This window comes from Acidithiobacillus sp. TH-A36 (assembly GCF_057473445.1).
Genome location: NZ_JBYCKP010000033.1, coordinates 1 through 15,189, shown reverse-complemented (window position 1 = coordinate 15,189; position 15,189 = coordinate 1). Strand labels below are relative to the sequence as shown.

Annotated in this window: 9 protein-coding genes and 1 pseudogene; 4 read left to right on the top strand and 6 right to left on the bottom strand. The window is 52.3% G+C overall.

Features of this window, described 5'->3' with window-relative positions; all coding sequences use genetic code 11:
• The 3 genes from AC2VLY_RS00860 to AC2VLY_RS00850 all read left to right on the top strand — a co-directional run.
• Window positions 1-597, top strand: a 597-nt coding sequence (locus AC2VLY_RS00860; RefSeq protein WP_486921603.1) for an ATP-binding protein, incomplete at its 5' end; no start/stop codon positions are given.
• Window positions 579-2,366: a hypothetical protein gene (locus AC2VLY_RS00855; RefSeq protein WP_310514679.1), complete on the top strand. Its 1,788-nt coding sequence runs from the start codon at window positions 579-581 to the stop codon at window positions 2,364-2,366. The genes AC2VLY_RS00860 and AC2VLY_RS00855, both read left to right, overlap by 19 nt.
• 311 nt (window positions 2,367-2,677) lie before the next feature.
• Window positions 2,678-3,406, top strand: a complete 729-nt coding sequence (locus tag AC2VLY_RS00850; RefSeq protein ID WP_310514678.1) for a 4'-phosphopantetheinyl transferase family protein — start codon at window positions 2,678-2,680, stop codon at window positions 3,404-3,406.
• Between the two features lie 215 nt (window positions 3,407-3,621).
• On the opposite strand, the gene hisC is transcribed toward AC2VLY_RS00850, so the two are convergent.
• The 3 genes from hisC to AC2VLY_RS00835 form a co-directional block, all read right to left on the bottom strand.
• A complete protein-coding gene (hisC, locus tag AC2VLY_RS00845; RefSeq protein ID WP_310514677.1) occupies window positions 3,622-4,698 on the bottom strand; it encodes a histidinol-phosphate transaminase in 1,077 nt (358 codons plus the stop codon).
• 259 nt (window positions 4,699-4,957) lie between these two features.
• Window positions 4,958-5,767 (bottom strand): sulfotransferase-like domain-containing protein, encoded by an 810-nt coding sequence (locus AC2VLY_RS00840; RefSeq protein WP_310514676.1) that lies wholly within the window; start codon window positions 5,765-5,767, stop codon window positions 4,958-4,960.
• 10 nt (window positions 5,768-5,777) lie between these two features.
• Window positions 5,778-8,825, bottom strand: coding sequence for an amino acid adenylation domain-containing protein (locus AC2VLY_RS00835; protein ID WP_486921604.1), 3,048 nt, complete (start codon window positions 8,823-8,825; stop codon window positions 5,778-5,780).
• A 584-nt stretch (window positions 8,826-9,409) separates the two neighbouring features.
• Between AC2VLY_RS00835 and AC2VLY_RS00830 the strand changes: the two are divergent.
• Window positions 9,410-9,901 (top strand): annotated as a pseudogene (locus AC2VLY_RS00830) (transposase); the annotation flags it as partial.
• A gap of 1,427 nt (window positions 9,902-11,328) precedes the next feature.
• On the opposite strand, the gene AC2VLY_RS00825 reads toward AC2VLY_RS00830, so the two are convergent.
• From AC2VLY_RS00825 to AC2VLY_RS00815, 3 genes are read right to left on the bottom strand one after another with little or no spacing between them, the layout of a single operon-like run.
• Entirely contained in the window at window positions 11,329-12,459 is a 1,131-nt protein-coding gene (locus AC2VLY_RS00825) for a TniQ family protein (protein WP_310514674.1), read from the bottom strand.
• Entirely contained in the window at window positions 12,420-13,307 is an 888-nt protein-coding gene (locus AC2VLY_RS00820; protein WP_310514673.1) for a TniB family NTP-binding protein, read from the bottom strand. The genes AC2VLY_RS00825 and AC2VLY_RS00820 overlap by 40 nt, the downstream gene beginning before the upstream one ends.
• Complete coding sequence (locus AC2VLY_RS00815; protein WP_486921602.1) at window positions 13,304-15,001, bottom strand: transposase; 1,698 nt, start codon at window positions 14,999-15,001, stop codon at window positions 13,304-13,306. Before AC2VLY_RS00815 ends, AC2VLY_RS00820 begins: the two co-directional genes overlap by 4 nt.
• Window positions 15,002-15,189: the final 188 nt, after the last annotated feature.

The following is a 15,189-nucleotide window of genomic DNA, read 5'->3' as shown; positions in this document are numbered from 1 at the left end:
GCCCTCTCCAGCAGTCTGGCTGCTGGTCAGGCCGGACATGTTTTACTGCTCCCGGAGGGCAATGCCGTGGAAGCTGCTTTGGCTCGCACGGCGCCCGTATTGGCCTGCCACAATCTCGCGGAAGCGGTGGCCCACCTGCGCGGCACCCAACAACTGCCGGAAACGGTGCCTCATGACGAGATCGACGGTGATGCTCTTCCCTACCCGGACTTGCGGGATGTACGCGGCCAGGAAACCGTCAAACGGGCACTGATTATTGCGGCCGTTGGTGGTCATCATATTCTCCTGTCCGGGCCTCCCGGGACCGGGAAAAGCATGCTGGCCGCGCGTTTGCCCGGATTGCTTCCGCCCCTGCGCCGCAACGAAGCCCTGGAAGTGGCCGCCATCCATAGTTTGCAAAGCGGTGGATTTGATGTGCAGCGCTGGGGGCAACGTCCCTTTCGTTCCCCCCATCACAGTGCCTCTTCGGCAGCGCTGGTGGGTGGGGGATGTGACTTCCACCAATTAAAGCTACATTCTGACAATAGCTGCTACAACACAGACATTCTCGCTCAGACCGTGGGGCCTTTTGGTGGATCATGGAAAAAATTCCCCTAGAAAAAGCCCACGCCCCGGTTTTCATAGACATAGGCAATCTGACTGACAGACGCTTTATGGTCTGGTGGTATGGGGTGCTGTCGCCCAACCGCTCCGACAAATACCAGCCAAAAGTGACTGTCCTGTTTCGCGAAATCGATGGCGAAGGGATTTTACTGAATAATTTTCAATGCAAGCGCGTTAACGTCACCAGCCTAGGGTTTATGCGCATAGGAACTGTATGGCACGACGGCAAACTGGTCGCCAGAGCCAGTTACACCACCAAGATACTTGACGTCAATTTTTCACCAGCCGGATGGCACTACTCTTCCATAGGTAAAAACGCCATATCAGATGAGCGTAGACTCATTCCCCGTGATATGTACCCCATATTCACGGGTTGTCCCAATGCGATGGCTGACAGTTGGCTGCTCCACTTCTCTACAGAGGATGAAAATACATCATCGCTTCTGATTCCTTGTATGGAGTTTTTCTCCCGCTGCTATGGATTTTCCGAAACAGTCAAACGTATATTAGTGACCTTGCCTTGGAGTGCTGCTGAACGGCGATTTTTTGCCACACCATCTGAACCATTGCCATCCAACCCGGGAACATGGGCAATTTGTCTGGGCCGAGACATGCTTGACGACGATGCCCTTTTCCTCGCACACCTGAAATACGATTCCTATGCGCGTAACCAAGCAAAGCAAATTTGGTCTCAGGCAGAAAGCATGTCGGGCACCAAACCTATTTTCCTGAAAGTGTCGCCATGGAATCAGGGGCTAGGCAAGATCCGCGTAGCTGGGATCAACATTCCAAAAACAAAAACATTCCTAGCTCTGAACATACTCGGCATGTCTCCACCGAAGAGCCCAAATATCTTATATGATCGTGCGAACACAAATAAAACTGGAGAAGCGGACGAAGAAACGATAAATGGATCGGCATGGACAGGCGCTGTACGCGTGACCTGTACTTTGGTCCCAGAAGGGTTGTCACTGACCGAAGATGAAGCGCCCGATCAAGGAACAGGGGCTGTAGACCTGGATGAATCGAAATGGGAGTGGCTTGGGAGATCGCCCGTATTAATCCCTATCAGGCGATCGCGCACGCAAAGCACGAGGGATGGAAAGGCAATTATCAGCCCAGCCTTCAATTCGGCAGTCTCTGCCGGTGAACCCCATGGTACAGGCAAGGACACTGGACGTGCGTCTATCCACGAGCCGATCCAGCTAGAATCAAGTGGTGCTTTATTAGATATGTGGGAAGCTCTCCGCCGACTAGCCAAACAATATAGTGAGAATATCTTTGACATCGGATTTTATACGTTAAAAAATGGCGCGCAGAGTGGTGTGAGACCATTAATGATACCCTTCCCATCACTCAACAAGGGGAACAAGGGCTATACTTGGTCAATCATTGATACCACACCGAAGCGCCAACGTGGTGTCTCGGTTATATGGATTCGATCCAGCGTAGGTTATGTGTTCATAATAGAGATAGAACGACGCACATGGACAGAGACTCAATCCGATGGAACTACGAAAAACATAGAAGATTCATTTAGTGGTCTGGTTTTCCGACTCGATAAAGAAAAGGAAATAGGTAAATGGATCACATTAGTCATGCAGAATCTTCCGCTAACTAATGGGGTGTTTAGCACAGGCTTGCTAAAATCCTGCCCAGGACAGGCTTGGACGTTCCCGCATAGGAATTCAAAAAGTAACAAAGTGGCTTGCGAATCAGCAGCACGGAATGCGTTGAAAAAGGTAGGAGTGGTACTATACTGAACTTTAGGGCGTATTCCGGGGAGACAACAAGACCGCCTGTATGCGCGAGTCATCTGCGTCCAGGACATCCGGCCCGCACGGACGTCTTGGTAGCGCTGCAGGTACTGGGTGGGTGCCATGAGCATGAGGGGTGCGTGACCACATCGGACTAGGCTCTAGGTAGACGAGTGGTTGCCTTGGGTGCAAATATCCATTGGCAGCCTCAAGACTTCATTTCCTTTGAGCGCGTTGCACGGAGTGTCTGGGAAACATCTGCCTGCATGGAGCATGTAGTCGTCCGATTCGCAGTTGAAAAAAGTTAAGAGGGAGGCATGAAGCGTTTTCAGGGTATTCCTTCAGTAAATGAAGAGGGGGGCTTTATTATTTCTGCGAATACGTTGCAGTCAAACCCCGACGGCGTTTTTATGCTCGTCAGCTTTGATGTCTCGAAGTTTATGGACAATTTGTATCAGAGGTTGGGGATTTCTTTTACTGAAGAAATCGCCAGTTCTGTAATAAAAAGAAGAGCTGAATACCTCGCGGGACGGTATGTGGCAAAACTCGCACTGGAGAGGCTCGGTTTCTTTAAATGTGACATCGAATCGGATGAACGGCGATGCCCGCTTTGGCCCATAGGTATCGTCGGCTCAATAAGTCATGCGAAAAACAAGGCACTTTGCGCCGTTTGGCGCACCACGCATACCGATACTATTGGCATAGATATCGAGTACTGGATTGCACCATATATCTGTAGCGCACTGGAAGCGCAGGCAGCGGACCGCACGGAGTGCGATCTGCTTGCGGCGTGCGGACTAACCTACCATAAGGCGCTCACGCTGTTATTTTCAGCAAAGGAGAGTGTGTTTAAGGCACTTTATCCAAAAGTCGGTTACTATTTCGACTTTTCGGCAATACGACTGGCGGCAATTGATACCGAAGCGCACATGCTAATCTTTGTTGTCAATCGAATGCTGGGACCTTATCGCAAGGGTTTCGCGTTGTCAGCAGCATACAAGATATTCACGGGAGGGGTGATAGTGCTCGTTCGAATTGGCAATTAGACTAATTATAGCCCAGATGTGGTGGCTTCTCTTCCCCCACGCAAGTCCCAGCAACCCTTAGGATCTTCTGGAACTTGTGGAGGATTTGGTGGATTAAGAGCCGTTCCTACCATGCATATCCAGTTGTCCCTCAAGCCCACTTTACCTTTAACGATTAATATCGTAACACAGCCTTTCGGGTCCCGCAATAAACTCCAAGAGGCTGCCTAATCAGGTTAAGACACAGAGAACTGTTCAGATAAAACCATCTCGAAAGCTGCCAGTAAACCAAAGCAGTCGCTTTCGGAACCAATGGTGATTCGCAGGAAGTTTTGGATACGCGGCCCATTGAGATGCCTGACCAGCACTCTGTGTCGGCGCAAACCAGTCATGAGTTGCGAAGCGGTATAAGTTGGATGGGTTACAAAGATAAAGTTTGTTGACGACGGTAACACGGTCAGCCCCAGATGTCGAAGCTCTTCTGATATCCATTGGCGTAGTCGCACGATCTCAGCAATGGTGCCGGTGAAGTAACTCTGGTCACCCAGCGATGCGATTGCCGCTACAATCGAAAGCGACGTCAAAGGGTACGAGTTAAAGCTGTTTTTGACCAAATCTAAACCCGCGATCAGCTCTGAGTTCCCCAGCGCATAGCCGACGCGGATGCCTGCCAAACTACGTGACTTGGAGAAGGTCCGAACTATCAGGAGGTTCGGATAACGATCCAGTAATGGGATTACAGTAGCGCCACTAAAATCCGCATATGCCTCGTCAACGATTACAACTTGATTTGGGTGCAACGTCAGCAGATATTCTATCTCAGCGTTGCTGATGGCATGCCCGGTCGGTGCATTGGGGTTTGCTAAAATGACACCCCCACAAAGTGCTCCATAATCGCGAACGTTGATGCGATAGTTCGCGTCAAGTGGAAGCTCCATATAATCAATATCATATAGCAAACAAAAAGTTTTATAGAAAGAGTAACTGATGTCCGGCATCAAGATCGGCAGGTCATGCCTAAGTAGTGCGCAAAACGCATGGGCGAGCACTTCGTCAGACCCGTTCCCAACAAAGACGCTATCGATCTCGACACCATGATAATGCGCAAGCGCCTCGCGCAGAGCTGTGGAATCAGGGTCAGGATAGAGCCTTAACCTGTCGCCTGGCCACACTCGTAGCGCTTCAATGACCGCGGGCGAGGGACCAAATGGGTTTTCGTTGGTATTCAACTTGACCAAGCCCACCTGATTAGACTGCTCACCCGGAATATATGGGACCAAATCAGCCAACGCCGGGCTCCAATACGTACTCATTCACTCCTCCATGTCCAACAGCATTTTCAGAGCAGCCTTAAAAACATAGCATCTAGCGTTTACTATCAGCATTACATTCATATTGTCACCTTTGGCCCCCATTTTGACGAGGCACTCCGCAGATTGAGGAGCGATGTAGTCATTTTAGCGTCTCTGAGAGCATCCACCCATTCTCCACCTCAATTGTGAACAGCATGCTTGGTACTAGCGAAGGCGTAGTGCATGAAAATATACTACAATCAGCACGGACCGGCCATACTCACTGCTGAATTTCGTCGGATATTTGACAATCGCCCTGATCCCCTTTACGTCTGTGTCGTTCGGCCTCGTGCCAAGTTCTGTCGGCAATACACTTCATTGCCTGATAAATCGGCATCGCTCGTTCGATCATTCGATGGACACGGTCTGGCAGGACAGAAGCGTTCTTCTGCGCCTCCAGCATGAGGCCATTACTATACTGCGCCTCGTCGTGCCAACCTTCCCACGATTTCCAAGCTGGAATGACCTTTGGCTCCCAACTCAGACTATGCGGCAGGAATGCTACGCCAATGCTGCTACAATATTCCTTCAGCATCGTCACTGGGTTTCGGAGAAGGTCGTCTGCATCAAATACGATCACAGCCTCAGGTTGCAGGCGCGACGATTCCTCATATATCTCGTAGAGCGACTCATAGCCAGCTTCAATCCAGTCGAAATCCGGCAGTTTCTTATACATGGACGCGAGCGACTTCTCAGGATGGCGGATGAGGAAGGTACTGATGATCTGTGAAAGAAACTTGCTTCGTAACGGCGTCCGCATGTGAAACGCGAGTTCTTTGACAAAGCACGGTTTCCCGTTTGCTCGACCCACCCGCTCAATATCGTCCCAGATTTCCTTGAAAGTGTACCCTGCTTGCACGGGCTGATCGGCGAACCTTGCATGCCCCCTTTCTCCTCCGAAGAAAAAAGCTTGCGAAAATGGCTCATGAATAACGTTGAAGTCCCCCCGCTCGATGAAGATTCGTTCGAAGGCGGTGGAGATCGACCGTGGATGCGCCCAGAGAAAGATTGGGTTTGATGTTATTTTCATACCAATTCCGCTAAACGCAGGTGGTTTTTTTCTGGCTGTGCCATGCTTTAAAACACCTTTTAATATACTCCTTTGGCGTGTCACCTCGCGTAAATAACATTGAATTGCCCAGCATCTGTTTGGCCTTATCGTTCGGAAATACGCCAGTTGCGTATCTTGGCAGGCGCAGCAAGTTGTCGAACAGAGTGCCGTGACAATTGATGGGATCTAAGAATACCGAGACCAGCGGTCCGAGCGTCTTGGCCGCAAGCTCAGTGTTCAAGATGTGTAACCAGTTTTCATAGCTAATCATCTCGATTTTGTGGCCCGATTCATTAACCCATTCGGCAAGATCCTTGAGATGCACCGTCCTTTCGTCCAGAATATGGTAGAAGTCTGCAGGAGCAACCAATGCAAGCCGCGCCATAGCGTCCGCAGCGTTTCGGACCATCGTGAAGTCCATTGAGTAATCGATATCGGGAGCTTTTCCTGTCAGAGCAATTAGCTTCAGCAAGCGGACATAGAGATCTTGTTCGTGATGCCGCATCGTTTGCGTGTTGCCCCAAAGTCGTGCAGGTCTAAAAATCTTAACGTCTAAACCTTGGCTCTTGACGTCCATCACGATCTGTTCGGAAACCCACTTGCTCTGTGCGTAGCCACCGAATAGACCTCGACTGTAATGTGAAGAAGATGACTCGCCTGAACTCCCTGTGGCGGCTTGCGTTGAAAAGAAAACCGCTAGGGTCGAGATGTAATTGAATTTCTTTATTCGCCCTGCGGCCGCAAACCGAAGAATCTGCGCCGTCCCTTTTACATTGGTGGGCGCGAGCTGCTCGTAACTCTTGATGAAGTCCACGTCTGCGGCGCAGTGGAAGATAGCATCGATGCTGTGTGAAAGCCGTCGAAATTCGTGGCGCGACAAACCGAAGTCCACGTCCGTGATATCCCCGACGACAATCTCAATACCTTCTTCCCGGACATTCAAGGGAATGTCGTATTTGTCTAAGGTGCGCTGTAGGCGCATGACAACTGATAATTCGGCATCCGACCGGACTAGACATGTCACCTCGACGCCAAGACGAACTAAGCTTGCTAGCAGGTGCACACCCAGGAATCCGGTCGCGCCAGTCAAGAGAAAGTGGTGAGTTGGGTTCTCGCTGCGACTTTCCTGTCGGACAATTGAAAGACAAGGAGCAGCGGGCTTAACATAGATCGAAAGATCGCCGCTTTCACAAGCTTGTTCCGATCTGGCTACAGAGGCTTTGGTAACTCCTGCTTGTAGCAGCTGTGCTGTCCAGCGGATAGTACCGCGCCCATCCAGAAACATGTGGTAGGGTATTCTGCAATGCCACTGCTGAGCGACTCGGTGAAGAATTTGTTGCGCTTCAATAGAGCTTCCGCCACCTGCGTGAAACTCCGTGTCAATTGAAAACCCGATTGCCAGATCTTTCGGCAACACGTCAAACCAGACATCCCAAAGCGCGGCCTCTATTTCGTTACATCCGGACGGCGGATGATGCGTCGTGTCAGATGTTGGCATTGGCAGCCTTTTGATATCTACCTTGCCGTTGATATTCATTGGTATTTCATCCAGTTCGATGATGAACGAAGGGATGCTATATGCTGGTAATCGTCTGAGAATCGCATCCTTGACATATTGCGCGATGGACTCGCGTGACAGGCGGTTTCGAGTCCAACGCATTACCAAATAGGCGATCAGATAGGTGCGTGCAGCGGTCCGCCATGGGCGAACCAGACATTCGGTGACCTCGGGAATGGTTGTAATCGCCTCCCTAACTTCTGCACACTCAATGCGAAAACCGTTGATCTTGATCTGGTCGTCTAAGCGTTCCACCCACTCCAACTCGTTATTCGGCAATAGGCGACATTTGTCTCCAGTTCGATATGCTTTACCGATAGTTGGTAAGTCAACGAATTTTTGTGCGTTTAGCGCAGCATCACCGATATACCCTAGGCGGGTCAGCGATGCGCCGCCGATATACAACTCCCCTACATCGCCTTTTGGTACGGGGGCATATTTCTCATCCAGCACCTCCGCAAGGATTCCATAGGTAGGGTGACCGATAGAGACTGGCTCATCCGCTCCGATGACTCCGCCAGGGTAGAGACGCTTAGTTGCGCAGACCGTCGCCTCGGTTGGGCCATAAGCGTTAATTAACAACCGGCCCACCCCCCAAGTTCGAATGAGTTGGCGACTCGGCGCTTCTCCGGCCAAGACAATGGTATTCAGGTCAGGCAGTGGTGGTGGCACGCCGATCGCACTCAGCAATGTAGGCGTCACGACTGCATAGCTGATCCGACGCTCTGCCAACATATGGCAAAAGGCCGAAAGTTCGAGTTCTTCTGCGCTGGTGATATACAAGGTGGCACCGGTTGCTAATGCGCCGACGATGTCGCGGATTGACGCATCAAATCCGAAGGACATGCACAGCGCAATCCGATCGCTGCATTTGATCTCTCCACTGCGAACATGCTCCATGACCATGTTCGTCACGTTGCCGTGATCGATCTGCACACCTTTGGGATAGCCCGTAGTGCCCGAGGTAAAAATGACATAGGCCCGATTACATTCTCCGACCTCGCTTCCGATCGGGGCCTCACTGGCCGACTCATGAACGCTTTCCGTAAAGCAACGCTCAATGTTGATGAGACTTGCCAGATCGACGAACTTTTCGGCAGTAGTATCATCGATGATCGCGATTGACGCTCCGCTGGTGTCGAGCACATATCTGATTCGCTCTACCGGGGCCATGTTATCCACGGGTATGTAACAACCGCCTAGTTCCCATATCGCCAATAGCGTTAAGACCCAATTTGTAGACCGTTGGAGGCAGACGGCAACCGCCGAGTCCCTGTCGACTCCCGCAACACGCAATACGTCGGCTAGGTTCCTAGCTCGCACGAACAGTTCCTGGTAAGTGAAACTACGATCTGCGTCGAATATGGCGACCTTGTCGGGATAGCGTGTCACAGCTGCGTCGAAAAGAATGAAATGGTTATTTTTCTGCCACGTCAATCCCGAGATACGTGCGCTGGATTCAGCAACGTCGGTTAGCATTGACATGGAGTCTTCCGTTGTGTTTCTACCGATGCTTGATCTGCACCGCTTCCAGCCCATACTGGACCAACGAAAGCGTCCAAGGTGAGCCTCCGACCATTAGCATTGCAGCACTCCAACCAGATCAATGGCCGGCGACATGGCATATCGGGGCGAGAATCATTGGAAATCCAGACGGAAGATTCCAACAGTTGGGTAGTATTGTTTACGGTGGGGAGCCTCTGACGCAATACAAAACTCCTCGCAGAACTAGGGCAGGAAAGAACGTTCGACGCCGATGCTTCTCCTGTAGGCCAACGTCCGATGGGAGCAGTGTGACAGAGCATATTTGCATTATCCCTCACAACGATCTCCTGTCAAGGTAAAGCCTTGTCCAACGACACATGAGTCTGAACGGGATAGCGTGTTTCCACGCTGAGATGGGTTTGAAAGCGGACTGGAGTCTGGGATTATCCGGAGATGATCGTGACTCTACATACCGACAAGCTCAGCACCCTGGAGCAACTACGTGCCTTCGCCAACGGTACCCAGGCCAGATCCTTCCAAGCGTCCAGCCGCCAGGAAGTCTATGACTGTATCGCCGACTGTCCGACGAGCAGACCGAGCTCCAGCTCATGGGTCGCCGCAGTTTCCAACACTTCTGTGGTCTGGAGCAATCCGCGAACATTCTGGACCGCACGACCATCTGGAACTTTGAGAACCGCGTCGACGCGGACGATGTGGCGGCACTGTTCGCTGAACTGGATCGACAGATCCGTGCCCAGAGTCTGGAAGCCCACGCGGGGCAAATCATGATGCGGCCTTGGTGCCCGCTCCCAAGCAGCACTTCACCAAGGGGGATAAAGAGATCCTAGAGCAGAACGCCGTCCCGGCGGACTGGCGTCCGGCCAAACGGCGGCAGAAGGATCGGGATGCCAGTTGGACCAGGAAGCACGGGAAAAGCCATCACGGCCACAAGGTTACGGTGAGCGTGGACCGCAAGCACAAGCTGGTTCGCAACCGGATGCCGATACGGCCAGGGTCCACGACTCTCAGCATCTGGCATGGAGGCGGTCCTGGACGAGTGGAATACCAGTGAACGAGGGCAACCAGTACGACTTACCTGAAAAGTACAAAACCACACCCTCGCCATCAGCCTTCAGCATCTTCAGGTCCACCCCTCGCCCCACCTTCCTCGGCAATCCATGAAAATACGCCAACCCCACCGACACCCACCGGCGCAGAAATTCCTCTCCCTCCCCACTTTCACGCATCATCGCCAGCATTTCCTGCTCTAATTTTCGCTGACGGACCTTTTGGGCGGCACCATCTTTGACTTTAGGCACCACAACATCCGCCGAATGCACCTCACGCAAATATCGCACAAAACCCGATAAAGCTGCTCGTTGACCCGGCACCTTAGCCAAATAAACTTCCACCGTATTCTGGTCTGGCTTCTTCAGTCCCATTTTCTGGTTCTCCAGCAACAGGGCTTTCGCAGGTACCATGGCAAGGCGCGCGGAGCGCAAACTCAGCTTTCCAGCCTTTACCTCTACCAAAAGTGTGTCGTGGTAGCCTTTCAGTATCCGTAATCCTGCCGGATCGCCTTCCAGCGCTTTTAGCATACCAGCAATTTGCCGTTTCTCGGAATCCTCTGCCTGCACAGCAACATCTTTGACCACCAACCCAACTTCCTGCATCCATCGCATGGGAAGCCGCACTCTGCGTAGCCCTTCAGCGCCAAAGTGAGCAACCAAACGGTTATAGTTGGGGATAGCCTCCCAAACTTTCTCGATCTCCAGAAAAAAGGATAGATAGCGGTTCACGGAAATGGCCGCCTTGTTATCCCCGACAGTGACGGCCAACCATGCACCAAATCCCTCAAAATGATCCGCCATAACCCGCACAGAAAAAGCTGCCCGATTCATAGATATCCGCGTTCTCATGAGGCATCGCCAATAGCAGGACTCACACTGAGCACCTCTGCCAGCCGGCATAGATTGTCCACATTCATGGCAGAGGATCATTCCGCCATCAAGACATACTTTGCACAAGCGCCGCCCATCGTCGGTCACCACCAAAAGTCTATGGTGGTGGCAGGCATGGCAGTTTCCGTGATCGGCATGGGCGCATTTTGGGCAAAGCCGTAGATTATGATTGAACCGAGATACCCGCGTTAGCCTTCTCGACAACTCGCCACAAAGCTCACAGGCCTCAGCCTCCCTAAAATAATTCGCACAGGAATTACATACAGGGCCAGAGCGCGTCACCCGTCCCACTCGGAAGTCTGTCTTTCCACACCGGATGCAGGGCCGGGCCACCGCACAGCGACGACACACAGCAGCCATATCCCTGCGCGGCAACCGTGCGTAGTTCCCACACTTCGGACAAAGTCGGCGCTTAAATTCTCGTGCGTAGCATGTGGAACAATACTTATGGCCGTGATAAACCCGCGTTATTTTTCTGCCTCGCTTGCCACATTCGTCGCAAATCACCTCAGCCGAAGGCGTCACCACCATATCCATCATCGCAGCGACATCTCCAGCTTGCGCTGTAATCGCTGCCACATGCGCATTACTTCGTGACGCGGCCGGGGTTGGCCAGGTTCGCGTATTGCCTGCTTTCTGTACCCTCTGGCGTTATCAGGCAGTTGCGCGAAAACCTCAGCGAACAAGTCTGGCATCCGTTCTCCCTTGCTCACAAAACCTTGGCGGGTAATACCGGATTCCTGGAGATGCTTAGACACGTCGGCCAAGTCGGTTCGCATCAGTTTCCACAGCGCGCCCAGCAACAGGTGACGTTCCGCTGTGCCAAGCAGTTCAACCCCTGTGCCGGGATTCAGCGGTAACTCAGGGACTGCAACCCCCATCCGCTCCAGAAATGCGTGCAAAGCCTCCGCATCGCTACGATTAGCTCTTCGTAATAATGCGGACAAAAAAGACGCACCGGCAAACCATGCATCGGTCTCCGTCGGGTGTGCCATGAACTGACCACTGCCATGACGAATCGCCTCGTCGCCTGCATCCTGGAACGCCATGACATCGTCCGAACATGGCGTAATAGCGCCCACATCCCGCAAATCTCCTTTGCAGGTCGCGCAGACCGCCACATGACCATCCTTCGCATGCAGTCGGTGTGGCTCTAAGGGCACCCCACAATGTGGGCAGCGGTCCAGCAGAGCACAATGATGATGCACACAAACCACATGCCACGCGAGACGCCATTGCAGGCGATAATAGGGGATACGGTCATCGCGCAGACAAGCTGGACAATACTGCAGACCGCTTCGCCTCTTGGTATTCCGCGCACCCAGCGCCAATATCCACGGCCACACGGCCTTGTCGGGCAGGGGTCCATTACTGACACGCTCAGCGATCCTTTTCAGCGTAGCAGCGCGAAAGGAAGACAGCGGAATTCCCGCAGGGACGACCAGCTTATTTAACGGTGCGTCATCAAGAAAACGGTCCACGTCTCTCGTCCATATGCGCCACTTTGGCCATACGTCTCCGGTAAGCACCATCGGGTCGCAGCCTTGGGCAAGCGCTGCACGCACCAGCCACGACGAGATAATTTCATCGGGCAGCAGAGGTACAGAACGCACCCAACGCGGGCGATCTATACCAGTTCCCGGATGCCACGCGTAGGCCGTAGCCATTGCTTTCCCTCTATGATCGATTTGTCGATTTTCTCCGTACCAGTTTTAATGGCTTCCACCGCACACGCCACCAAAAGGCGATGCAGATTACCCAGATTCCCTTCGGAAATAGCAAAAAGCAGACTTACCGTCTCGCTTTGATGTAACAAAGAGGGATTTTTAAGCGGTAATACTTGTTCAAAACTCGCTACCAGTTGCTGAAACTCTGGGTTCAATTCCCATGGCGGCAACGTGACCACATCAAAGCGGCTGGCATGCTGTGGGTCCGTGTGCAAAACCCGGACGGCCTCTCTGGTGCCCACGCCGACGATGGGAATCGCCAATTCGTTGCATAGCAGCTTGATGGCGTTCATGACCTCGCGTTGCTTGGTCACCGTCCCCGTCAGGAGAGAGTGGAACTCATCGATTACCAGGATACGCACATGGCAGTCTCGCATCAGATGAACCACCTGATAGCGCAGCTTAGAAGCCGGGTCCGTCGCTCGGTACGGTGTCCAGAAACGCTCCAGGATCGCTATATACAACCCCTTTTCGTCTGCGCTGGGCGGCGCTTCGCTTACAATAACTGGTTTAACGGGTTCGGCATTCTCATTGACGTAGCCCTCTCCATGCAACTTCTGAAAGCGCCGAATAATCGTTGTCTTCCCGTTATTGGAGTCACCAACGATCAGCAGATTAGGCATGCGTGGGCGCATGGGCTTTTCCATTAAACCGCGCAAGTTATCCAAAAGGCGATTAGCCTGGGCATAACCAATCCAACGCGGCTCGTCGAGAAATGCCATGCGGTCCTTATCCGACATTCCTAAAACATGGCGGAATTCCGGATGAATATGAGCGAGGTCTATCATGCAATATCATCCAATGGCTTAACAACGCCTTCCAGCAACATCGAGGCAGGGGCCGCTTTCTCCAATACGCTTCTATTTGAAGTCAGCGGCTGTGATGGAGATACCTTTTTCGCGTGTTCCTTGCGCTTTTGCTGCTGGCGACGCGCCTTTTTCGTCCTTTCCGACGAGCCATCGACCTGTTGCCGCAGATCATTCAAGGCTTGGAGCACCATGACCTCATCCACAGATTTCATACCCTGCTGACGAGCGCGACTTACCGCCTGCTGGTACTCCCAGATACTCATGCTCGGCATCGCCTGATCCGCGTATGGGACGCGAAAATACATTTTTAACTCAGGATCATGGAACCAGATCACGCTGATATCACGGGGATCACGGCGGAAAATGAATTGCCGCTTTTTACCGGGGGTATCCGGGTCATCCGCATTGATCCACTGCCGGATAACGTCCGCATAATAGGTCAGCCCATCTACGGAAACACCATCCGCCTGAATAGTCCGCTTGAACATCGGCAAGAAGTCATATAACAATACCTCACGATTCGCAGGTAACGCGGGCATTCCACGGCCCGGGGTGTCTTTATCCCCGAAGATACCCAGTTCCCACTTTTTCTCGGGCGTCATACCGATGGAAGAATGGAGTCGCTTGTGATACACCTTGCAAATAAGAGTAACCAGCCATGTTTCAAATTCCGACTTGGTCATCGTAGCGTGCTTCTCGGAGTCGTATTCGTCCCGTTCTTTTATCGACGAGAACGTAGTTCCGGGTAGATCATGGATCTCTTTCAGCATGGTGCCCAATAAACGTTCGATGTGACCACCATAGCGGGGCTGCTTTACCGGGCGGTATTCAAGCCGAATATTGTACATCATGCAGGAATTACGGAAGCTTTCCGAGCGAAAATCCGATCCATTATCCACATGAATGGTCGTCATCAGACCAGACACCGGCCATTTTGCATCGACATGATGCAAGACCAACCAATCATCTTTGGGAAGTATAGCTTGCGCCACACACATTGCCACAGAGGTTACCGAAGGTGCGTCAAAGGACAGATAGTAGCCAACGATCATGCGACTAAAAACATCTATTGCCATAGTAATATAGGGGCGGCCAATGGGTTTGCGATAAATATCGTCAACCAGAATAATGTCTGCGGGTGTGTGGTCTATCTGCACAACAGCCAATGGATAATCCGCGTTGGGGAACTGACTAGGGACAGGAATAAACTTGTTCTTGGCCTTCTCACGATATCCCCGTTTGCGTAGCGTCTCCCGCTCACTAATCTCAGCAACCCTGGCGCGTATCGTGTTCGGGTGCGGGATCTCAGTGAGTTGCGCTTCAATGCACCGTCGGCGCGCTTCCAAAACCACTTTCTGAACGGAGGGCCGCTGCACAGTCAGATACAACGCATTGATAACGTCCTGAATAATCTGTTCCGCATGCAACGATATTTTCTTGGCGCCTCTCCTGACCCCTCTTTTCTCCGGCATGAGTCCGTCAAGAGTTCCCGCATCCCGATATAGCTTCAGCCAACGGTAAAGCGTGGTGAAGTTGATTCCCACCTCTTGAGCTCGGGCCTCTACTTCACGTCGCCCCACGTCAAATCGGTCCAGAAGCGGTTGTATCGCGGCATATCGGGATTGCGCCGTCTTCCAGTCTTCGTCGGCAACGGTATCCAGATCACGAACCATTACGGTGCCACCCACTGCAGGCGCCAAGTCTGCAATACGCAGGGTGCAACTCCGGGCAGACTCCACATCTAACCCAATGACGGTTTCCAAATCTAGTGTAGTGTTGCATTCTGTTTGCTGCTTAAGTGGCTGTTGGCGCGAATGACCTTTTGCAGGATGTCGCGGGCGGATTTGGTCCAGATGAAGGG